We start from the raw sequence: 21,597 nt of genomic DNA, 5'->3' as shown, positions 1-21,597 counted from the left end.
GCCTTGGCCCACACCGGGTCCGCGGCAATCTGCCCGCCGAGCCAGATCGAACCCAGCAGCAATAGCACGCCGATCACCGAGATTTCACCGATGCGACCCGGACGGATGTAGCGCATGTARATGCCCATGAACATCGCGATCGGGATGGTCGCCATCACCGTGAAAATGCCCCACGGGCTTTCGGCCAGGGCTTTCACCACGATCAACGCCAGCACCGCGAGGATGATGATCATGATCAGGAAGCAACCGAACAGCGCGATGGTCCCGGGGATGCGGCCCATTTCCTCACGGACCATGTCGCCCAGCGAACGGCCGTTGCGGCGGGTGGACATGAACAGGACCATGAAGTCCTGCACCGCACCGGCCAGCACCACGCCRGCRATCAGCCACAGCGTGCCGGGCAAGTAGCCCATCTGCGCCGCCAGCACCGGACCGACCAGCGGACCYGCGCCRGCGATGGCCGCRAAGTGGTGACCGAAGAGAAYGTGCTTGTTGGTCGGCACATAGTCCAGACCGTCATTGTTGAGCACAGCGGGAGTGGCCCGCCGCGCATCGAGTTGCATGACATTGTTAGCGATGAACAGACTGTAGTAGCGATAGGCGACCAGATAGATGGCCACGGCAGCGACCACAATCCACAAGGCGTTGATTGCCTCGCCCCGGCGCAATGCCACGACACCCAGGGCGCACGCACCTGTGATTGCCAGCACCAGCCAAGGCAAATGGCGTAGCGGGCTATTATTATTTTTCATTTTGATATTCCAGCCAGAGTGGACAAGAAAGACAACCACCCCGAGTTTAGCGCTCCTGACGGCAAAGACCATACCCCGATATAGGGCTGGATACCTGCACGCGCTGGCCGCCTTCAAGAGTGCAGGTCTATAGTCAGCGTACATCTAAGAGGATCGCGCCATGAGCGAGCACCCTGCCGAACGTCGCCGCTTCAAACGTATTGCGTTCGATGCCCGAACCGGGCTGAGTCAGGGTGAGTCCACCTGGCCGGTGAAGTTGATTGATCTGTCGCTCAAGGGGTTGCTGATCGAGCGACCCGAACACTGGCAGGGCGATCGCCAGCAGGATTTTTCAGTAGATATTCATCTGAGCGATGACGTCGATATCGCCATGGATGTGCACCTGACCCACGAAGATCACGGCCAGCTTGGCTTTGTCTGCCGGCACATCAGCCTGGAGTCCATCGAACGCCTGCGGCGATTGATCGAGCTCAACCTGGGCGACGAAGCCGAACTGGAGCGAGAGTTGGGTGCGCTGATCGAAGCCTGAACGTACCTCTGTAGGAGCTACCGAAGGCTGCGATCTTTTGATCTTAAAAATGCAAGATCAAAAGATCGTCCGAACGCGGCCCGAGCCTTCGGCAGCTCCTACGGGGGATAGGCGTTACTCGAATAACGCGTCGAGTGCCTGCTCCAGGCGAGTGACGGCAATGATCTGCAACCCCGCCGGCGCCTCTTTCGGCGCATTGCCCTTGGGCACGATGGCCCGCTTGAAGCCGTGCTTGGCGGCTTCTTTCAAACGCTCCTGACCGCTCGGCACCGGACGCACTTCACCGGAAAGCCCGACTTCACCGAACACCAGCAGATCGTGGGGCAACGGCCGGTTGCGCAAACTGGACATCACCGCCGCCATCAACGCCAGGTCGGACGCCGTTTCCAGCACCTTGACCCCGCCGACCACGTTGAGAAAGACGTCCTGATCGTGGGTCGGAATGCCACCGTGACGGTGCAGCACCGCCAGCAACATCGCCAGCCGGTTTTGATCCAGCCCCAGCGTGACCCGACGCGGGTTGGCCAGGTGACTGTCGTCCACCAGTGCCTGAACCTCCACCAGCATCGGCCGTGTGCCTTCCCATGTTGCCATCACCACACTGCCCGGGACTTCTTCCTGGGCACGGGTCAGAAAAATCGCCGACGGGTTGGAGACTTCTTTCAGACCTTTGTCGGTCATGCCGAAAACGCCCAGTTCATTGACGGCACCGAAGCGGTTCTTCACCGCCCGCAGCAGACGCAGGCGCCCGTCAGACTCGCCTTCGAAATACAGCACGGTGTCGACCATATGCTCCAGCACCCGAGGGCCAGCCAGCGCGCCTTCCTTGGTGACGTGGCCCACCAGGAAAATCGCCGTACCGCTCTGTTTGGCATAGCGCACCAGCAACGCCGCGCTTTCGCGCACCTGGGATACACCGCCCGGTGCCGATTGCAATTGCTCGGTAAAGATCGTCTGGATCGAGTCGATTACCATGACCTTGGGTTTTTCCTGACGGGCCGTGGCAATGATGGTTTCGATGCAGGTTTCGGTCATGACCCGCAGTTGATCCTGAGGCAACCCCAGGCGCCGCGCACGCATGGCCACTTGCTGCTGGGATTCCTCACCAGTGACATACAGCGCCGGCATGCTCTTGGCGAGGTTGCACAAGGTTTGCAGCAGAATGGTCGACTTGCCGATGCCAGGGTCGCCACCGATCAGCACCACCGAGCCATCCACCAGACCACCACCCAGAACCCGGTCCAGCTCGCTGGAAGCGGTGGAGAAGCGCGGAATTTCTTCGACACTGACTTCGGCCAGGGTCTTGATCTGCGCCTGCTGGCCGGTCCAGCCGGTACGACCGCTGGGGGCGGCTGCCCCGCCGCTTTCCACCATGGTTTCGGTAAGCGTGTTCCAGGCCCCGCACTCACCGCACTGGCCGGCCCATTTGGGGAAGGTTGAGCCGCACTCGGTGCAGCCGTACATGCGCTTGGCCTTGGCCATCGGAACTCCTGGAAAAAAACGCGATGATAGCTCAGCCAAGGCGCGCGAGTGCGGCCAGATATTTCGCAACCCTTTTGATGACTTCAAATAACCTTATTAAACACAGGCATATTGAGATACACCCACCCTACAAAACCTTGTATAAGTTTTTCGCTCAACTCGGCCAACAAACTCTAGGGACATGCCATACCGCACACTTTGAAAACCTATACAGACTTTGTTCACTTACATACTTCATGCACAACTTCGAAAACATTCAAACAAAACGCAGCCATGATTCAGAGAAACGCGCAACTTGTCAGACACCTCAAACTAACGAAACAGTTCACATCACTACGGCTGCATTTAATTTTCAATGCAGCCTCTTGGCCACTAACTGCCCGATCATCTTGAGCGTCCCGATTCAGGAGTGGTCGCTCAACCTTGGCTCGCCCACACAAATGACGCCATTTCGCTGAAAAAAAACGTCGTATGCGAACTCCTCAGAAGGCCTGACCGACCTCAGATGAGATCAATCGGTGAATTTTTCAACACCACCCGGGTCAATGGCTGGCAAACGCAGCAGGCCGTTGATTCGAGCAGGATGCGATTGGCTGATTTACACTGCTTTCATCTACCTCATCTGTAACAAGGAATAACCTATGGGCGTGCTAAACGAGTTCAAGGCCTTCGCGGTCAAAGGCAACGTGGTCGACATGGCCGTCGGCATCATCATCGGTGCGGCCTTCGGCAAGATCGTTACGTCGTTTGTCGGTGACCTGATCATGCCGCCAATCGGGATGCTGATCGGTGGCGTGGACTTCAGTGATCTGGCCATAACGCTCAAGGCAGCAGACGGCGCCATTCCTGCGGTGCTGCTGGCCTATGGCAAATTCATCCAGACCATCATCGACTTCGTCATCGTCGCCTTTGCGATCTTCATGGGCGTCAAGGCCATCAACCGCCTGAAGCGTGAGGAGTCCGTGGCCCCTAGCCTGCCGCCGGTTCCCACCAAGGAAGAAGAGTTACTGAGCGAGATCCGCGACTTGCTCAAGGCCCAAAACAACCGGCCTTGACTGCACTGGCAAAAAACGGCGCCTTTGAGGCGCCGTTTTGCTTACCAGAAGTTTTCCACCGCCACTTGGCCGGGTCGCCGGCTGAGGCTCAAGTGCATGTCCCGCTGTTTAAGCAACTTGCGCGTGTCATCGATCATCTGCGGGTTGCCGCACAGCATGACCCGTGAATGCTCAGGCGTCAGCGCAACTCCCGCGCTGCGCTCCAACTCGCCGTTTTCAATCAGTGTGGTGATCCGCCCGTTCAATGCGCCAGGATGCTGCTCACGAGTGACTGTGGCGATGAATTGCAATTTGTGTGCGTACTCAGCCAGATACTCAAGTTGCGCCAGCCCCGCGATCAGCTCCTGATAAGCCAGTTCCCGGGCTTCGCGAACGCTGTAGACCAGGATGATCCGCTCGAATCTCTCCCAGACGTCGAAATCCTGGAGTATCGACAGGAACGGTGCGATGCCCGTGCCTGTGGATAACAACCACAGATCGCGGCCATCGACAAAACGGTCCAGCGTCAAGTAGCCGAAGGCCTGGCGGTCGACCAGCAATGTATCGTCAACGCCCAGGCGGCTCAGTTCACTGGTGAACTCACCGCCCGGTACGACAATGGAAAAGAACTCGAGGAACTCGTCAAAGGGCGAGGACACCATGGAGTAGGCGCGCCATACCGTGCTGCCGTCAGCCTTGGTGACGCCCAACCGGGCAAACTGCCCCGCCCGAAAACGAAACCCTGCATCCCGCGTGGCGCGCAGGGTAAACAGGTTCGGGGTCAGCGGATGAACCTCGAGCAAGGTCTGGCGCGTAAATTTTTCTTCACTGACGGACATGGAAGGCTCCAATCAACAGATACCCCAGTGTCCCGCAAAGAAAGCAGCGTAACCACCGACAATTTGTAGTGACATTAATGCGCACTAGTAGTCGATTACAGAATACGAATACAACCCTACATATAAAATTATATGTGGCATTTCATAACCATTTACTCCCTAAGAACCTTGAGCACACTTTTCCAACAGTCAAAAGAGCAAAATTGTCGAATCACTTCCGCAGGAAATGTCCTACACTTCGTGGCGTGCCGGATCCTTGATCCAATACTGCACCCAGAAGACACTCTAATGGAGATCACTGTATGGAGATCTGGAAGGAGTCGCAGCTCAAACAATTGACGCACACACAAGAGATCAGTACTGCCTATCAAATCGCGCTCAATTTCGCTAGAAACCTTGGATATAAATTTTGTGGCTTTTCAATTACTTCAAACTCATTCGGGGTCGACACCAGTACGGTGAACCTGAACAACTACCCCCATGAGTGGAATACTCAATATGAAAAAAACAACGCCATGCAAATAGATCCAATAGTGGCGCATTGCAATCGCTCAATGTTGCCTGTTCTCTGGAGTGAAGAGCTTTTTTCCAGGACGCCATGGTTATGGCAGTTGCTGCGACAACAAGGCTTGCAGCATGGCTGGTCCCAGGCGATCTTTGATGAGGAAACCGGTCTGCGCAGCATTTTCAGCCTGGCCAGAAGCCATTGCCCGATTTCAGCCTATGAGCTGTACGAGCATCTTGGATTCTCGGTGTTCATCAGCCGCCATTTGCACGCTCTGGCGAACGCAATGCAACCGAAAAAACCGGCTCGCCCCCAGGCTCCCCCCTTGTCACGGCGGGAACTCGAAGTATTGAAACTGTCGGCCGATGGCAAGACGGCCTATGAAATTGCCAGGATCCTCAATTTGAGTGAACGCACCATCAACTTTCATGTGCACAGGGCTATCGAGAAGCTCGGCGTCAACAACAAGATTGCGGCAGTCATCGCCGCGGCCCGGTCCGGAGCCATCTGAAAGCGCCCGACTGCGGGAAAACCTGCGGGTAATCCAGGCAAAAAAAACGTACCATTTGCGGTTCCTCCTGAGTGCTGGCGTGTAGACCTGCACGACGCATTACACTCGGACGGCTCCGCCCGCTTCAACGCCTTCGGGCAGCGGGACATCCGTTGATTACCCAGAGCCCCGCCCCATGCCTTTGCTCGAAACAGCCTTCGCCAGCCTCGACCTGATCCGCCAGCCCGAACAGCAGAATGAACCGCTGCAAGCTTTCGATGCGGCCGATGAATACCTGCTCAATCATCTGGCCGAACAGCAGCCGGCGGTCGACACTCGGGTATTGGTGCTCAATGACAGTTTCGGCGCGCTGGCAGCCAGCCTGGCGGGCAAGGTGCGGGTGATCAGCAGCGGTGATTCGTTCCTGGCCTTGCAGGGTCTGGAAAAGAACCTGGTGCGCAACGGCCTGGCGTTTGATGCGGTGCCGAGCGTACCCGCCAGCGAGGCCCCTGTCGGGCCGTTCGACTGTGTGCTGATCCGTGTACCGAAAACCCTGGCACTGCTGGAAGAACAACTGATCCGCCTGCAAGGTCAACTGGCACCCGGCGCCCAAGTGGTTGCCGCGGCCATGATCAAACATCTGCCCCGGGCCGCGGGCGACTTGCTCCAGCGTTACATCGGCCCGGTGCAAGCCTCGTTGGCCGTGAAGAAGGCGCGGCTATTGATTGCCACTGCGCAAGACAAAACGCCAGTTGTATCGCCTTACCCAACGCGATACAGACTCGACGAACCGGCTATCGAACTGCTCAACCACGCCAATGTGTTTTGCCGCGAAGGCCTGGACATCGGCACGCGAGCCTTCCTGCCGCACTTGCCGAAAAACCTCGGTACTTCGCGAGTCGCTGACCTTGGGTGCGGCAACGGTGTTCTGGCCATCGCCAGTGCCCTGCAAAACCGCGAGGCCCACTACACGCTGGTGGACGAGTCGTTCATGGCTGTGCAATCGGCCTCTGAAAACTGGCGCGCTGCGTTGGGTGAACGGGAAGTGATCGTGCGTGCCGGTGATGGCCTGGCCGGCCAGGAACCGCAATCGCTCGACGTTGTGCTGTGCAATCCACCGTTTCACCAGCAACAAGTGGTGGGCGACTTCCTGGCCTGGCGGATGTTCCAGCAGGCGCGCGAAGCGCTGGTCGTGGGCGGCGCGCTGTACATCGTCGGCAATCGTCACCTGGGTTACCACAGCAAGCTCGCGCGATTGTTCCGCGGTGTCGAGCAAGTGGCAACCAATCCGAAATTCGTCATCCTCAAGGCGCGCAAGTAACAGGCAAAAAAAACCCTCCGGTCGGAGGGTCGTAAATCCGTGCCTTGAGGCCACGGGAGAGATGTCAGTGCGTGGTCAGGCCGGCCGCGCTCATGAACAGACGCATCAGGCTGGCGACGATGAACAAGGCGCCCACACTGCCGACCCAGATCAGGGCCAACCAGCCGAGCCGCTGCCACAGCGGCTTTTTTTCGGCTTCTTCAATGTCGTGCAGGGAATGTTTGCCGTTCATTGATAAATCCTCCGATGTAGATCGATGGCTTCTGTCAGGACGCCATCGTCGGAACGCCGCCTGGAGCAAGCTCGCTCCCACAGGTTCGCGGTGCACAGGGCTAGTGATAACCGTCTTCATGGGTGACCTTGCCGCGGAACACGTAGTAGCTCCAGAAGGTGTAGCCCAGGATGAACGGGATGATGAACAGTGTGCCCACCAGCATGAAGCCCTGGCTTTGCGGCGGCGCGGCGGCGTCCCAGATCGAGATCGACGGCGGGATGATGTTCGGCCACAGGCTGATGCCCAACCCGCTGTAACCGAGGAAGATCAGCACCAGGGTCAGCAGGAACGGCGTGTAGTGCGCGTTGCGGGCCACGGCACGGATCAGACCGTACATCGTCACCAGCACCAGAATCGGCACCGGCATGAACCAGAACAGGTTCGGCATGGTGAACCAGCGTGCGGCGATTTCTGCGTGGGCCAACGGGGTCCAGATGCTGACGATGCCAATCACCGCCAGCAGCACGAAGGCCAATGGCCGGGCCAGGTCATGCATCTGTTCCTGCAACTTGCCTTCGGTCTTCATGATCAGCCAGGTGCAACCGAGCAGCGCATACGCCACCACCAGCGCCGCACCACAGAACATCGTGAACGGTGTCAGCCAGTCCAGTGAACCACCGGCGAACTGCCGATTGACCACCGGCAGCCCATCGATGAACGCGCCAAGCGCAACGCCCTGGAAGAACGTCGCGGTGACCGAGCCACCGATGAACGCCTTGTCCCACAGGTGGCGCTTGTCGTCCCTGGCCTTGAAGCGGAACTCGAAGGCCACACCGCGGAAGATCAACCCGATCAACATCAGTATCAGCGGCAGGTACAACGCCGAGAGCACCACCGAATAGGCCAGCGGAAACGCGCCGAACAACGCCGCGCCACCCAACACCAGCCAGGTCTCGTTGCCGTCCCAGACCGGGGCAACGGTGTTCATCATCACATCGCGATCGGTCTTGCCCGGAATGAACGGGAAGAGAATGCCGATGCCCAGGTCAAAACCGTCCATGACCACGTACATCATGACGCCGAAGATGATGATCACGGCCCAGATCAGCGGAAGATCAATACCCATGATTCAAATCTCCTTGGTCAGGCTGTGGCCGGCATCGGCGTGATCGTCGTCGGCTGCGGACAACGGCCGGGCCGGTGTGCGTTTCTGGCCGGGGCCCCCGTCGTTGGTTTCCTTGCCTTCATCGGTCTTCGGCCCCTTGCGCACCAGGCGCATCATGTAGCCAAGACCGGCGCCAAACAGCGCGAAATAAACCACGACAAACAGGATCAGGGTGATGCTCATCTGCATGAAGCTATGGTTCGACGACGCATCCGCCGTACGCATCAGGCCATAGACCACCCACGGCTGACGGCCGATTTCGGTGGTGAACCAGCCAGCGAGAATCGCGATCAGGCCGGACGGCCCCATCCACAGCGCCAGGTACAGGAACGGCCGCGAGGAGTAGAGGGTGTCGCGCTTGCGCAGCCACAGGCTCCACAAACCGGTGAAAATCATCAGCAAGCCCAGGCCCACCATGATCCGGAACGACCAGAACACGATGGTCGAATTCGGCCGGTCTTCAGGCGGGAACTCCTTGAGCGCCGGCACCTGTTTGTCCAGGGAGTGCGTGAGAATCAGGCTGCCCAGGTACGGGATCTCGACAGCGAACCTGGTTTTCTCCTCCTTCATGTCCGGCCAGCCGAACAGGATCAGCGGAGTCGCTTCGTTACCGACGTTCTCCCAGTGCCCCTCGATCGCGGCGATTTTTGCCGGCTGATGCTCAAGCGTGTTCAGACCGTGGAAATCACCAATGACCGCCTGGATCGGCGCGACGATCAATGCCATCCACATGGCCATCGAGAGCATTTTGCGGATCGCCGGGTTGTCCCTGCCTCGCAGCAAATGCCAGGCCGCGGAGGAACCGACGAAGAAGGCCGTGGCGACGAACGCCGCCGTGGCCATGTGCATCAGGCGATACGGGAACGACGGGTTGAAGATAACCGCCAGCCAGTCGGTGGGTATGACCTGACCGTTGACGATCTCGAAGCCCTGCGGGGTCTGCATCCAGCTATTGGAGGCAAGAATCCAGAACGTCGAGATCAATGTACCGATGGCCACCATTACGGTAGCGAAGAAGTGCAGGCCACGTCCGACCTTGTTCCAGCCAAACAGCATGACGCCGAGGAACCCGGCCTCGAGGAAGAACGCCGTGAGCACTTCATAGGTCAGCAACGGCCCTGTCACGGAACCGGCGAAGTCCGAGAAGCGGCTCCAGTTGGTGCCGAACTGATAGGCCATGACCAGGCCGGAAACCACCCCCATGCCGAAGTTGACGGCAAAGATTTTCGACCAGAAATGGTAGAGGTCACGGTAGGTGTCGTTATGGGTTTTCAGCCACAGGCCTTCGAGTACCGCCAGGTAACTCGCCAGGCCGATGGTGATGGCCGGAAACAGGATGTGGAACGAGATGGTGAACGCGAACTGAATTCGGGCGAGATCAAGTGCCTCTAAACCGAACATAAGTCTTCCTCTGTCAGGTAGTACGGCTGCTGGCTGGAAGCCTGCACCCACGGTCCCCACGGATATGGAGTGTGGCGAATCTCTGTTTGTTCTTTTTTTGCACGCATCACAACGCAGGGAGTCTGGCCTTGCGGCCGCCGGATCAATTCCTTTTGTGGGTTTTGATCTGGATCAATCAACGTTGAAAGAGTAGTCCCAATTTCGGGGATGAACCGCGTGGTCTTTTGCCGCGTGACAAGTTGCCTCACGGCTTTTGTCATTGGCTGCAACACATTCACTGTGGGAGCGTTGAGGAAATAGATATCTGGCTAACTAAATTTTTTTGTCATGACAACTTCCTGTTACAGGTTGGTGATAATCTCGCCGCTCCCCTCTCCCCAGATTGTCCCGCAGATGCCCAGCCAAGAGCCCTTGCTGTTACGTCACCATCGCCCTTTTCTCGCGTTCTGGATGGCCCGGGTATTCACCGCCAGCGGCTTCCAGATGCTCACCGTGGCCATCGGCTGGAACCTGTATCAATTGACCGGTAACGTGCTCGACCTGGGTCTGGTCGGCCTGGTCGAGTTCGCCCCGCGCGTGCTGTTCATGCTGCACACAGGACACGTCGCCGACCGCTATGACCGGCGCAAGGTCGCGGCGATCTGCCAGTCCGTGCAGGCACTGATCGCCCTGTCGTTGGCCATCGGCAGTGCCACCGATCATGTCACACGGGAAATGATCTTTATCCTGGCCTTCCTGCTCGGCGCCGCGCGTTCCTTTGAAATGCCGACCACCCAGGCGCTGCTGCCCAGCATAGTGCCCAGCGCGCTGTTTCCCCGTGCGGTGGCCGCCGCGCAATCGGCCCAGCAATCGGCAACCATCGTCGCCCCGGCCCTCGGCGGTTTGCTCTACGCCTTCGGCAGCGTCTGGGTGTATGGCCCGACGGTGCTTTTGTATGTCATCGCCTGTTCGCTGATGCTCAACCTGCCAGCCCGGCAAACCCCGCTGAACAAGGGCAAGGCCACTCTGGATTCATTGCTGGCGGGCATTCGCTTTATCCGCAGTCGTCCGGACATTCTCGGGGCGATCTCCCTCGATCTGTTCGCGGTGCTATTGGGTGGTGCGACGGCGTTGCTGCCGGTGTTCGCCAAGGACATCCTGCTGACCGGCCCGTGGGGGCTGGGCCTGTTGCGCTCGGCACCGGCAGTGGGTGCGCTGCTGATGTCGCTGTTCCTGGCGCGGTTTGCCGTGGAGCGCAACGTCGGGCGGGTGATGTTCACCGCCGTGGGCGTTTTCGGCGTGGCAACCATCGCCTTCGGTCTGTCGACCTCGTTCTGGTTTTCCCTGGCGGTGCTGGTGGTATTGGGCGCGGCAGACATGATCAGCATGGTGATCCGCGCCTCGTTCGTGCAACTGGAAACCCCGGACGAAATGCGCGGCCGGGTCAGCGCCGTGAATGGTCTGTTCATCGGTGCTTCGAACCAGTTGGGCGAATTCGAATCGGGCCTGACTGCCCACTGGTTCGGTACCGTGCCAGCCGTGGTCATGGGCGGGATCGGCACGCTGGTGGTAACCGGGGCGTGGGTCAAACTGTTCCCGACACTGGCCAGCCGCGATCGCATGCACGTGGCTAAAGATGAAGAAAGGGAAGAAGCGAAAGTCCAAGCAGGCTAAACCAGCAATTCCCCCGCCACCGCCGCACGTGTGGCTTTTCCGCAGAGTTGTTCCACCAGCGCCAAGGCAAATGCCAAGGCGCCAGCCGAGCCCTGGGCGGTGATGCAATTGCCGTCGACCACCACCGGTTGATCAACGAAGTTACAGCCCAACAATTGATGGCTGGCCGAGGGCAGGCAGGTCATGCGCCGTTGACGCAATACGCCAAAGGCCTGCAGCGCCACGGCGGGCGCCTCGGCGATGCCGGCGAACAGGCGACCGGCTGCCGCCTGATCCTTGATCAATTGTTGCAGGGGTTGGTGTGCTGCCAAGTGCTGCGAACCCACCGCACCACCCGGCAAGGCGATCAGGTCGAAGGGCTGCGCCAGCAAATCCACCAGCATGGCATCGGACGTCAGGCGCGTGCCGCGGGCGCAGGTGAGCATGCGCCGCCCTTCGATACTGGCCACCACCACTTCTATTTTGGCGCGGCGCAGTACGTCGATCAGGGTCACGGTTTGCAGGTCATCGGTGCCCTCGGCGAGGGCAATCAAGGCTCTAAAGGTCATCAGGTATTGTCCACAGAGTGATCTTTTAAGCGTAGCCAGCTTTCCTGCCCCTTGTTCGGGACCTGTGGTTACTTGATGAAAAGCTGCGTCGACATCGTATTGCCGGGCGCGTTGATCGAGGTATTGCTGAAGGTCAGCGTGCCTTCCTGCTTGCCAGCCAGATCGAGGGCATACAAATAGCCGACGGTTTTTTCCCCGGGGGTGCAACTGGTCAGGTTGCCGTTCTTGAACGCGCAGACCGGTGTGCGGGTGCCATTCACTTCGAAACCGTCCAGGGCGACATGGGCCTCGCGTCCATAACCCACTTCCAGCACGTACACCGTGATGTTCGGGCCATTGTGATCGCAGCGAGTCCGGGTTTGCCCTTCGTCGATGTTTTCAACACCACAGGACGGCGACGCGACTTTGAGCACCTTCAATTGCGTCAGTGACGTAGCAGAGGCCGCCACGGCCGTTTGAGCCCCGAGAAACAACGCCATCCATACGCCGAACAAGCTAACCAGACGCCTTTTCATGCAGGCCCCATCCACCCAAAAAACCAGCGCACAGTATGGCGTACTTGGTGTTGTCGCAAAACATCGACGACGATCACCGCCATAAGCAGCCATATCCCCAAGCTACTGGTATGATGCGCGGCTTTTTCCGGCCCACAGTAATTTCCAGGCGCGCTCTGCTGCCTGTGCTTTGCTGTTGAGGTCGATACATTCACGGCGCCCGGCGCGCCACGGGGAGCAGACATGCTGGAAAGGCTGTTTCAACTCAAGGCACACAACACCAACGTGCGGACCGAGATTCTGGCGGGCGTCACGACCTTTTTGGCCATGGCCTACATTCTGTTCGTCAACCCGAGCATCCTCGGCGAGACCGGCATGGACAAGGGCGCGGTGTTTGTCGCCACCTGTCTGGCAGCCGCCATCGGCTCGACGACCATGGGCCTGATCGCCAACTACCCGATCGCCCTCGCACCGGGCATGGGCCTGAACGCCTTCTTCACCTACACCGTGGTCCTGCACATGGGCCACACCTGGCAAGTGGCACTGGGCGCGGTGTTCATCTCGGCGGTGTGTTTCTTTCTGCTGTCGATCTTCCGCATCCGTGAATGGATCATCAATAGCATCCCGCTACCGCTGCGCTCGGCGATTGCTGCCGGCATCGGCCTGTTCCTGGCGCTGATCGCCCTGCACAATGCCGGAATCGTGGTCAGCAACCCGGCGACCATGGTCGGCCTCGGTGACCTGAAACAACCGGCTCCGATTCTCGCCACCCTCGGGTTTGCCCTGATCGTCGCGCTCGAAGCCCTTGCCGTGCGCGGTGCGGTGCTGATCGGCATTCTGGTGGTGACCATCGTTTCGATCGTGATGGGCTTCACCCCGTTCGGCGGCGTGATGTCGATGCCGCCGTCCCTGGCCCCGACCTTCTTGCAACTGGACATCAAGGGCGCACTGGACATCGGTCTGGTCAGCGTGATCTTCGCCTTCCTGTTCGTCGACCTGTTCGATAACTCCGGCACTCTGATCGGCGTCGCCAAGCGTGCCGGATTGATGAGCAAGGACGGTCACATGCCGAAAATGGGTCGCGCGCTGATCGCCGACAGCACTGCAGCCATGGCCGGTTCCCTGCTGGGCACCTCGACCACCACCAGCTACATCGAATCCGCCGCTGGCGTGAGTGCCGGTGGCCGCACCGGCCTGACCGCCGTCGTGGTCGCGATCCTGTTCCTGCTGGCGCTGTTCTTCTCGCCACTGGCCGCCAGCGTTCCAGCCTTCGCCACTGCACCGGCCCTGCTGTTCGTCGCCGTGCTGATGACATCCGGCCTGGCCGAAATAGACTGGGACGACATCACCGTTGCCGCGCCGGTGGTAATCACTGCGCTGGCGATGCCGTTCACTTATTCCATCGCCAATGGCATCGCCTTCGGTTTCATTTCCTGGACCGCCATCAAGCTGATGTCCGGTCGCGGCCGTGAGCTGAACCCGGCACTGGTGATCCTGTCGATTCTGTTCGTGATCAAGCTGGGTTGGTTCAACGCATGACTTTTGATTCCCAGGCCTATGCCGTTCAGCTCGAAGAAAAGGTCACGCGCTTGCGTGACTTGCTGGCCCCGTTCGATGCACCCGAGCCAGCCGTTTTCGATTCGCCGCTGAAAAACTTCCGCCTGCGCGCCGAGTTCCGCCTGTGGCGCGAGGCCGGCGAGCGTCATTACGCAATGTTTTCCCAGGAAGACAAACGCACGCCAATCCTGATCGAAGAGTTCCCGATTGCCAGCCTGCGCATCAACCAGTTGATGCCGCAACTCAAGGCAGCATGGCAAGCCAGCACGGCCCTGAGTCACAAGCTGTTCCAGGTGGAGTTCCTGACCACGCTGGCTGGCGACGCGATGATTACCTTGTGCTATCACCGCCCGCTGGACGAGCACTGGCACGCGGCGGCGTCGAAACTGGCGACGGACCTGAACGTCAGCGTCATCGGCCGCTCCAAGGGCAAGCGCGAAGTCATTGGCCACGATTACGTAGTCGAGCAACTGGACGTCGGCGGCCGCACCTTCAGCTACCGCCAGCCGGAAGGCGCGTTCACCCAGCCCAACGGCACGGTGAACCAGAAGATGCTCAACTGGGCATACGACGCGCTTGGCGATCGCTCCGATGATTTGCTGGAGCTGTATTGCGGCAACGGCAACTTCACCCTGCCGCTCGCCACTCGCGTGCGCAAAGTGCTAGCCACCGAAATCAGCAAGACCTCGGTCAACGCGGCGCTGAGCAATCTCAGCGAGAATGCGGTGAATAACGTCACCCTGGTGCGTCTATCCGCCGAAGAACTGACCGAAGCCCTGAACGAAGTGCGTCCGTTCCGCCGCCTGCACGGCATCGACCTCAAGAGCTACGAGTTCGGCAGTGTATTCGTCGACCCGCCTCGCGCCGGCATGGACCCGGACACCTGCGAACTGACCCGGCGCTTCGACAACATCCTGTACATCTCCTGCAATCCGGAGACCCTGGCGGCCAATATCGCCCAACTGCACGACACCCACCGCATCACCCGATGCGCGATGTTCGACCAGTTCCCCTGGACCCATCACATGGAATCCGGGGTGTTGTTGACCCGCCGTTGATGGCGCCTGCCAGGCACAAAAAAGCCGTCTTCACGACGGCTTTTTTGTGGGAGCTTACAAGACAACATCGACCTTGCGCGGGCGCCCGCCTTTCCTGCCGTTGGCCCGCGCAGCTTCAGACTTTGCGGCGCTGCTCTGGCGACCATTGCGCGAAGCGACGACCGAGGCCGCCATGGCCATCAGCGGCTTGCTCGCAGAAATCATCCCGGCGATAGATACATGCAGGTCCTTGCCTTCATGGCACAGGGCAGTACCCGCATAGCCGACCGTTAGACTGGCGAAGTCCCCGCCCTCAAAATCATCGAACTCCGAATAGTTGGCCACGGGCAACAATACGCCGCTGCCATCTTCGAAGCTGACGGCCAGACAGGGGGCCAGGTAGGTAACCGCTGTCGCTTGCAGGCTATTTTTTCTACGTAACTCGCCACGTTCAATGGCTTTGTCCAGGCTACTTTCCGTTACGGGACTATCGGCCTGAACCTTGGCTTTTATCGTTTTCATAACTCGATCTCCACACTCTCCTGTGCACCTATCAGGGATAGCAACGTCCTGTTCGATTCAGGTTCGTAGCAAGCCGATCCAATCATATTGGTAGTACTGACAACCCTTTTCACCACAACGACTTCGTTGCTTTGCCAGTCCCACAATTGATTATCGAGACAAGCTGTTTGTAGTTTTCGCCACCAGATGCCGCGGGCGCGCCGCAAATGGGCAGGTTGCTGCAGCGATTGGCGCAATCCCTCAAGCACCGCGATCGGTGGCCGACGCGAAAGCGGAACTACATCCCAGAGTTCGACACCGTTGTGCCAAAAACTGAACCTGAATCTCGCACTCCACGTACCCGCCTCCACATGCGCATGAGGCGGACAATGCTCGTCTCGCAACATGATCACTACCGACAGTCCTTTGTAATTGCATACCTTCATGCTAACCCATCCGTTAGGTTAATGAATCCGAGAATTCGACACTCCCTGGAAAATCCGACCGCTGGCATTGGCCGTCGAATCATTTCTTGCGTCCTCAGGCTAGCGTCCTGGCATCGCCCGGCCCTGCGGAACACCACGCGAAATGGTAAGAAATCCTTTCATTACCGCGCCAACACCTGATAAATACTGATCCAGCTCCTTCATCTGATCCCCGGTGTAATCAATCATGCAGCGGCAATTCGACGATCTTCAGTTGGGCAGCATCGAGCTGTTTTGCCTGGCCGCCGAGGCCGGCAGTTTTACTGCCGCGGCGCTGGTGGCGGGCGTCACGCCCGCTGCCGTGAGCCGTTCGGTGTCGCGCATGGAGGAACGCCTGGGCGTGCGTCTGTTTGCGCGCACCACCCGCAGCGTGAAGCTGACCGACAGTGGTCGCCGCTATTACGAGGAATGCCGCCAGGCCCTGGCGCAACTGGTCGAGGCCCAGCGTGAGGTCATGGGCCAGCAGCAAGTGCCGTCCGGTACTTTGCGCATCAGCATTCCGACCACCTACGCGCATCATCGAATCCTGCCGCTGCTGCCCGAATTTCGGGCGCGCTATCCGGCGGTGAAGGTCGAGTCGCACATCAGCAATCGCAACATCGATTTCGTCGGCGAAGGCTACGACATGGCGATTCGTGTACGAGCCATCCCGGATTCCGGCTTGATCGCCCGGCAGCTGGAAGATGCCGCCCTGGTGTTGATCGCCAGCCCTGATTACCTGAAACGGGCCGGCATTCCGCAAACCCTCGACGACCTCGAAAACCACGAGTGCATTCAGTACGAATTGCCCAGCAGCGGCCGGCGCATTGCCTGGTTGTTCAACGATGAAGGCGCGCCACGGGAGATTCTGGCCGAGGGCAACCTTAGTTGTTCCGACGATGTACTGGGCGGTGTGACCCTGGCCAAACACGGGGCTGGGTTGTTTCAGACCTATCGTTTTATCGTGGAAAAGGAACTGGCCGACGGCTCGCTGGTGGAAGTGCTCAAGCCCTATGGTGGGCGCTCGCGGCCGTTTACCTTGCTGTATCCACAAAGTCGCCATGTACCGCTGCGCTTAAGGGCGTTCATTGATTTTCTGGTGGAGCATTTGCCGCGCTGAACACCGAAAGTGTCCGATCACCGCCCAAAAACAGCCAGTGCCTCGTCACTTTAATTGACCAAATTAACTAGTTAGTACAATTTATCTCCACAGGTTGAAGCCCTCGGCCGATTCCAAAAATAATAAGTGGAGAGATTCCGATGTCCCCTATCGTTCTGGTGCTCAACGGCCCGAACCTGAACCTGCTCGGCACCCGTGAACCGGCGACCTACGGCCACGAAACCCTGGCAGACATCTCGACCCTGTGCGCACGTGCCGCCGAAGAATTCGGCCTGGCAGTGGAGTTTCGCCAGACCAACCATGAAGGCGAATTGCTCGACTGGATTCACGCCGCCCGCGGTCGCTGCGCCGGAATCGTCATCAATCCTGCCGCGTGGACCCACACTTCGGTCGCCATCCGCGACGCCTTGGTTGCCAGCGAACTGCCAGTCATCGAAGTCCATCTGTCCAACGTCCATGCCCGCGAGCCTTTTCGTCACCACTCGTTCGTCTCCGCCATTGCGACTGCGGTGATGGCCGGTTTTGGCAGTCACGGCTATCGCCTGGCGCTGGAACACTTCAGTCATCGTTTGAAGGGGTGATCGCCGTGACTCAGAACCACGTGATACTGGCCGGCCTGATTGGCGCCGGCATCCAGGCTTCCCGCACACCAGCCATGCACGAGCATGAAGGCGATGCCCAAGGGCTGCGCTACCTCTATCGCCTGATTGATCTTGATCAGTTGAAACTCGACAGCAACGCTCTACCCGACCTGCTGATGGCTGCCGAGCGCATGAACTTCACCGGATTGAACATCACCTTTCCCTGCAAGCAGGCAATCATCCCGTTGCTCGACGAACTCTCGCCGGAAGCCCGCGGTATCGGTGCGGTCAACACGGTGGTGCTCAAGGATGGCAAACGCATCGGCCACAACACCGACTGCCTGGGCTTTGCCGAGGGTTTTCGCCGGGGTTTGAAGGGCGTTGCCGTTGAACGTGTCGTACAAATGGGCGCTGGCGGCGCAGGTGCGGCGGTGGCCCACGCGTTATTGAATGAAGGCGTACAACAGCTGAGCATTTTTGACGTAGATATCCGCCGCGCCCAGGATCTGGCAGACAACCTCAATCAGCATTTTGGCGTCGGTCGGGCGGTGGCCGGGTATGACCTGCCGAGCGCCATGGCCCGGGCTGACGGCCTGGTGAACACCACGCCGATGGGCATGAAAAAACTGCCGGGCATGCCGGTGCCGGTCGCGTTGCTGCGGGCCGAATTGTGGGTGGCGGAGATCGTTTACTTCCCGCTGGAAACCGAACTGCTACGCCACGCCCGCGCCCTCGGTTGCCGAACGCTGGACGGCGGCAACATGGCGGTGTTTCAGGCGGTGAAGGCGTTCGAGCTGTTCAGCGGCGTGGTGCCCGATGCCCAGCGCATGCTTGAGCATTTCCAGAGCATGAATGGCTGAAGCGGCAACCTTGCCGATTCGTAGGAGCCGGCTTGCTGGCGAAACAGGCGATGCGGTGTATCAGGCAGGCCGCCTTCGCTGGCAAGCCAGCTCCTACCGTGTGTTGTGTGTACACATTTGTATTGGGAGCCGGCACAACGCTGTGTATCAGGCCTGCAGGTAGCGCAGAACCGACTCGCAAATCATCTCCCGATGACGCTGCTTGATGCGTTCGTCCGGCAAGTCGATCTGGAAAATCTCGCCCACGGTATGGCGGTTCGACACGCGATAGAAGCAGAACGAACTGATCAGCAGATGCACATCCAGCGGCACCAGGCCGGCGCGGAAGACACCCTCTTCAACACCACGACGCAGAATCACATCGAGGGAATCGAGAACGGTGTTGTTCATCGCCCTGATCGCCTCGGAACGCTTTACATACTCGGCGTTGTGGATGTTTTCGATACTGACGATGCGCACGAAGTCGACGTTGCGATCATGGTGGTCGAAGGTGAATTCAACCATCCGCCGAATGGCTTCCACCGGAGGCAATTCGGTCAGGTGCAGGCGGCTTTCGGTGTTGCGGATATCGCCGTAAAGCTTCTCCAGCACTTCGACGTAGAGCTGTTCCTTACTGCCGAAGTAGTAATAGATCATGCGCTTGGAGGTGTGGATGCGCTCGGCGATGGCATCGACGCGAGCACCGGAAAGCCCCTGCTGGACGAATTCGACAATCGCCTCCTGCAGGATGTTTTCGCGGGTCTTTTCCGGATTGTTCTTGCGACTCTTGCGCGGCTCGGCACCCGATTCTACGGGGGCTGCGGGGAGTTCTGAGGTCATTGTCATTGCGGGCTCACGGCCATCACTGCACAGGCTGGCGATTATGGGCCGCGCGACACGGTGAAGGAAGCTGCACAGCCCACGTTTAATCCCGCGTTTACGAATCCCCTACAACTTCGCCTGGCGCAATGCGCCGCTACGGGATTTGGCCATGGCCGCCAGCCGCACCGCAACGTTGGCCGCGCCGTAGCCGGCATAACCGTTTTTACGCTGGATGATCTCGAAGAAGAATCGCCCCTCGAACGGCTCGGTGTACACATGAAACAGCTCACCGCCCTGGGCGTCGCGGTCGTACAGCACGTTGTAGTAGGCCAGTTCGCTGAGAAACTCGTCGTCGAAATCGAACCGCGCCGCCAGGTCATCGTAGTAGTTGAGCGGGATATCCAGCAGCGGCACGCCCGCCTCTTTTGCACGACTGACCTGGGCAAAGATGTCATCACAATCAAACGCGATGTGATGCACACCGGAGCCGCGATAACTCGACAGCGCGTGTGAGATCGCGGTGTTACGATTTTCGGAAATATTCAGCGGCAGGCGGATCGAACTGTCGCGACTGCGCAAGGCACGGCTCTTCACCAGACCATAAGGATCGGGCAGCACGACTTCATCGTCCGCCTCGAAATCCAGCAGGCTCTTATAGAACAGCACCCAGCTGTCGAGGCTGTCGGCCGGCAGCGCCATGGCCATGTGGTCGATGCGTTTGAGGCCGCCGCTGGCCGGCGCTTGCGGGTACAGATTGAAGTCGGTGCCGTAGACGTCGGCATCCTGGTCCACCAGATAGATCAGGCTGCCATCCGGCGCACGCACCGCCGCCAGTTCCAGTTCATTGGGGCCGACCAGTCCGCGATAGGGCTGGCCCTTGTAGGCCACGGCTCGGGCCAGCGCGCTGGCGCTGTCCTTGACCCGCACGGCGGTGGCGCACAACGAAGGGCCGTGCGCCTCAAAGAAACTGTGACCGAACGAGTAAGGTTCGGTGTTGAGGATCAGATTGATATCGCCCTGACGCAGCAGGCTGACGCTCTTGGAGCGATGCTGCCCGACCTTGGCGAACCCTAGCCGTTCCAGCCAATGGGAGAGTTTGGCGCCGAGGCTTTCGTCCACGGCAAACTCCAGAAACTCGATGCCGTTGTACTCGCTGGCCTTGGGCGTTTCGAACAGAATTTCGGGGTTGGTCGCAGGCCTGGCTTCCCGGGCCAGACGCTCGCGGGTTTTCTCCTCCAGGTACAACAACGAGCGCAAGCCGTCGGCGGCGTTGGCTCGTGGCGGCGCGGCGCGGAAACCGTCGTTGAAGATCTCCAGCGACAAAGGCCCGGTGTACCCGCTCTTGATGATCGGCGCGAGGAACCCCGGCAGGTCGAATTCGCCCTGGCCCGGGAAGCAACGAAAATGCCGACTCCACTCCAGCACGTCCATGGCCAGGATCGGCGCGTCAGCCATTTGCACGAAGAAAATCTTGTCCCCGGGAATCTCGGCGATAGCGCTCGCATCGCCCTTGAGCGACAAGGTGTGAAAGCTGTCCAGCAACACACCAAGGCTTGGGTGATCGGCCTGCCGCACGATGTTCCACACCTGTTGCCAGGTGTTCACATGCCGGCCCCAGGCCAGCGCTTCGTAACCGATGCGCAGGCCGCGTGCCCCGGCGCGTTCGGCCAGCAGGCGCAAGTCATCGACCAGAATCCGTTCATCACCGATGGACTCGGCCGAGGCGTTGCTGCACACCAGCACCAGGTCAGTGCCCAGCTCCTGCATCAGGTCGAACTTGCGCTCGGCGCGTTCCAGATTGCGCGACAGCCGATCTCGCCGACAGCCTTCGAAATCACGGAACGGTTGAAACAGGGTGATGGCGATCCCGAGATCGGCGCACATCTGTTTAATTTCCCGTGGACTACCGTCGTAGTAGAGAAGGTCGTTCTCGAAAATCTCGACGCCGTCGAAACCGGCGGCAGCAATGGCTTCGAGTTTTTCCGGCAGGGTACCGCTCAAGGATACGGTGGCAATGGAACGCTGCATATTTCGGCTCCCGGTGGAGGCAATCTTGTTAGGGGGCGTTGCACGCTTTATTACGTGGGTAGCGTTTGTCTTGCGAGAATTATTGGGCTGACAGACTTACACAGCAATTCAAAGTGTACTACCCAGTTAGTTTTGTGTTCGATTATCGAACAAAATGGTGGTTGGCGAATTGACGATTTTTTGTCCACTGCCCAACATCGTCCCCACATTAAGTCCGGACA

22 protein-coding genes are annotated in these 21,597 nt (G+C 59.2%); 10 read left to right on the top strand and 12 right to left on the bottom strand.

The genetic code is table 11. The features are described from left to right. On the bottom strand, nucleotides 1-752 hold a 752-nt coding region (locus tag AC1DWG_RS12155), incomplete at its 3' end, for a carbon starvation CstA family protein (RefSeq protein WP_477787848.1). 160 nt (nucleotides 753-912) lie between these two features. On the opposite strand from AC1DWG_RS12155, the gene AC1DWG_RS12150 reads away from it, so the two are divergent. Then, nucleotides 913-1,281 carry a PilZ domain-containing protein gene (locus AC1DWG_RS12150; RefSeq protein WP_477757074.1) on the top strand — a complete coding sequence of 123 codons (369 nt, stop codon included), beginning with the start codon at nucleotides 913-915 and terminating at the stop codon, nucleotides 1,279-1,281. A gap of 114 nt (nucleotides 1,282-1,395) precedes the next feature. Here the strand turns inward: AC1DWG_RS12150 and radA are convergent, their stop codons facing one another. Then, a complete protein-coding gene (gene radA, locus AC1DWG_RS12145; RefSeq protein WP_223541998.1) occupies nucleotides 1,396-2,763 on the bottom strand; it encodes a DNA repair protein RadA in 1,368 nt (455 codons plus the stop codon). Between the two features lie 641 nt (nucleotides 2,764-3,404). On the opposite strand from radA, the gene mscL reads away from it, so the two are divergent. Then, complete coding sequence (gene mscL / locus AC1DWG_RS12140) at nucleotides 3,405-3,818, top strand: large-conductance mechanosensitive channel protein MscL (RefSeq protein WP_477764516.1); 414 nt, start codon at nucleotides 3,405-3,407, stop codon at nucleotides 3,816-3,818. 41 nt (nucleotides 3,819-3,859) lie between these two features. Here mscL and AC1DWG_RS12135 read toward each other — a convergent pair whose 3' ends face one another. Continuing rightward, nucleotides 3,860-4,636 carry a ferredoxin--NADP reductase gene (locus tag AC1DWG_RS12135; RefSeq protein ID WP_477753929.1) on the bottom strand — a complete coding sequence of 259 codons (777 nt, stop codon included), beginning with the start codon at nucleotides 4,634-4,636 and terminating at the stop codon, nucleotides 3,860-3,862. Between the two features lie 302 nt (nucleotides 4,637-4,938). Here AC1DWG_RS12135 and AC1DWG_RS12130 point away from each other — a divergent pair, with 302 nt between their 5' ends. Then, complete coding sequence (locus AC1DWG_RS12130) at nucleotides 4,939-5,652, top strand: autoinducer binding domain-containing protein (RefSeq protein WP_477764515.1); 714 nt, start codon at nucleotides 4,939-4,941, stop codon at nucleotides 5,650-5,652. 175 nt (nucleotides 5,653-5,827) lie between these two features. After that, entirely contained in the window at nucleotides 5,828-6,952 is a 1,125-nt protein-coding gene (locus tag AC1DWG_RS12125; RefSeq protein ID WP_477764514.1) for a methyltransferase, read from the top strand. 64 nt (nucleotides 6,953-7,016) lie between these two features. Here AC1DWG_RS12125 and AC1DWG_RS12120 read toward each other — a convergent pair whose 3' ends face one another. The 3 genes from AC1DWG_RS12120 to AC1DWG_RS12110 all read right to left on the bottom strand — a co-directional run bounded on the left by AC1DWG_RS12120 (nucleotide 7,017) and on the right by AC1DWG_RS12110 (nucleotide 9,732). Continuing rightward, nucleotides 7,017-7,184, bottom strand: coding sequence for a DUF2474 domain-containing protein (locus AC1DWG_RS12120; protein WP_090451518.1), 168 nt, complete (start codon nucleotides 7,182-7,184; stop codon nucleotides 7,017-7,019). Nucleotides 7,185-7,284: 100 nt separating this feature from the next. Then, the gene (gene cydB / locus AC1DWG_RS12115) at nucleotides 7,285-8,292 is read right to left on the bottom strand and encodes a cytochrome d ubiquinol oxidase subunit II (RefSeq protein ID WP_223459181.1); all 1,008 of its coding nucleotides are present in this window, start codon (nucleotides 8,290-8,292) and stop codon (nucleotides 7,285-7,287) included. Nucleotides 8,293-8,295: 3 nt separating this feature from the next. Then, a complete protein-coding gene (locus tag AC1DWG_RS12110; RefSeq protein WP_477764513.1) occupies nucleotides 8,296-9,732 on the bottom strand; it encodes a cytochrome ubiquinol oxidase subunit I in 1,437 nt (478 codons plus the stop codon). A 393-nt stretch (nucleotides 9,733-10,125) separates the two neighbouring features. On the opposite strand from AC1DWG_RS12110, the gene AC1DWG_RS12105 reads away from it, so the two are divergent. Further along, nucleotides 10,126-11,385: an MFS transporter gene (locus tag AC1DWG_RS12105; protein ID WP_477764512.1), complete on the top strand. Its 1,260-nt coding sequence runs from the start codon at nucleotides 10,126-10,128 to the stop codon at nucleotides 11,383-11,385. On the opposite strand, the gene AC1DWG_RS12100 is transcribed toward AC1DWG_RS12105, so the two are convergent. Together AC1DWG_RS12100 and AC1DWG_RS12095 are read right to left on the bottom strand one after the other, a co-directional pair. Then, nucleotides 11,382-11,933, bottom strand: coding sequence for a DJ-1 family glyoxalase III (locus AC1DWG_RS12100; RefSeq protein WP_108231207.1), 552 nt, complete (start codon nucleotides 11,931-11,933; stop codon nucleotides 11,382-11,384). The genes AC1DWG_RS12105 and AC1DWG_RS12100 overlap by 4 nt on opposite strands. A gap of 68 nt (nucleotides 11,934-12,001) precedes the next feature. Beyond that, nucleotides 12,002-12,448, bottom strand: coding sequence for a DUF4879 domain-containing protein (locus AC1DWG_RS12095; RefSeq protein WP_477764511.1), 447 nt, complete (start codon nucleotides 12,446-12,448; stop codon nucleotides 12,002-12,004). Between the two features lie 222 nt (nucleotides 12,449-12,670). On the opposite strand from AC1DWG_RS12095, the gene AC1DWG_RS12090 reads away from it, so the two are divergent. Together AC1DWG_RS12090 and trmA are read left to right on the top strand one after the other, a co-directional pair. Beyond that, a complete protein-coding gene (locus AC1DWG_RS12090; protein WP_223461025.1) occupies nucleotides 12,671-13,966 on the top strand; it encodes an NCS2 family permease in 1,296 nt (431 codons plus the stop codon). Continuing rightward, the gene (gene trmA / locus AC1DWG_RS12085; RefSeq protein WP_477760371.1) at nucleotides 13,963-15,042 is read left to right on the top strand and encodes a tRNA (uridine(54)-C5)-methyltransferase TrmA; all 1,080 of its coding nucleotides are present in this window, start codon (nucleotides 13,963-13,965) and stop codon (nucleotides 15,040-15,042) included. Before AC1DWG_RS12090 ends, trmA begins: the two co-directional genes overlap by 4 nt. 54 nt (nucleotides 15,043-15,096) lie before the next feature. Here trmA and AC1DWG_RS12080 read toward each other — a convergent pair whose 3' ends face one another. Both AC1DWG_RS12080 and AC1DWG_RS12075 read right to left on the bottom strand, forming a co-directional pair. Next, nucleotides 15,097-15,543 (bottom strand): DUF2442 domain-containing protein, encoded by a 447-nt coding sequence (locus tag AC1DWG_RS12080; RefSeq protein ID WP_477753937.1) that lies wholly within the window; start codon nucleotides 15,541-15,543, stop codon nucleotides 15,097-15,099. Further along, a complete protein-coding gene (locus AC1DWG_RS12075; protein ID WP_477753938.1) occupies nucleotides 15,540-15,968 on the bottom strand; it encodes a DUF4160 domain-containing protein in 429 nt (142 codons plus the stop codon). Before AC1DWG_RS12075 ends, AC1DWG_RS12080 begins: the two co-directional genes overlap by 4 nt. Before the next feature lie 226 nt (nucleotides 15,969-16,194). On the opposite strand from AC1DWG_RS12075, the gene AC1DWG_RS12070 reads away from it, so the two are divergent. From AC1DWG_RS12070 to AC1DWG_RS12060, 3 genes are all read left to right on the top strand, one after another. Next, on the top strand, nucleotides 16,195-17,106 hold the full coding sequence (locus AC1DWG_RS12070; protein WP_477764509.1) for a LysR family transcriptional regulator: 912 nt from the start codon (nucleotides 16,195-16,197) through the stop codon (nucleotides 17,104-17,106). Nucleotides 17,107-17,246: 140 nt separating this feature from the next. Further along, a complete protein-coding gene (aroQ, locus tag AC1DWG_RS12065; RefSeq protein ID WP_108216387.1) occupies nucleotides 17,247-17,687 on the top strand; it encodes a type II 3-dehydroquinate dehydratase in 441 nt (146 codons plus the stop codon). 5 nt (nucleotides 17,688-17,692) lie between these two features. Beyond that, complete coding sequence (locus tag AC1DWG_RS12060; protein WP_477764508.1) at nucleotides 17,693-18,547, top strand: shikimate dehydrogenase; 855 nt, start codon at nucleotides 17,693-17,695, stop codon at nucleotides 18,545-18,547. 147 nt (nucleotides 18,548-18,694) lie between these two features. Here AC1DWG_RS12060 and AC1DWG_RS12055 read toward each other — a convergent pair whose 3' ends face one another. Beyond that, on the bottom strand, nucleotides 18,695-19,372 hold the full coding sequence (locus tag AC1DWG_RS12055; protein ID WP_477753942.1) for a TetR/AcrR family transcriptional regulator: 678 nt from the start codon (nucleotides 19,370-19,372) through the stop codon (nucleotides 18,695-18,697). A gap of 102 nt (nucleotides 19,373-19,474) precedes the next feature. Next, nucleotides 19,475-21,376, bottom strand: a complete 1,902-nt coding sequence (quiC, locus tag AC1DWG_RS12050; RefSeq protein ID WP_477753943.1) for a 3-dehydroshikimate dehydratase QuiC — start codon at nucleotides 21,374-21,376, stop codon at nucleotides 19,475-19,477. Between the last annotated feature and the right edge of the window lie 221 nt (nucleotides 21,377-21,597).

Source organism: Pseudomonas sp. P4_B3, assembly GCF_056402295.1.
This window is presented reverse-complemented; position numbering and strand designations above follow the sequence as displayed.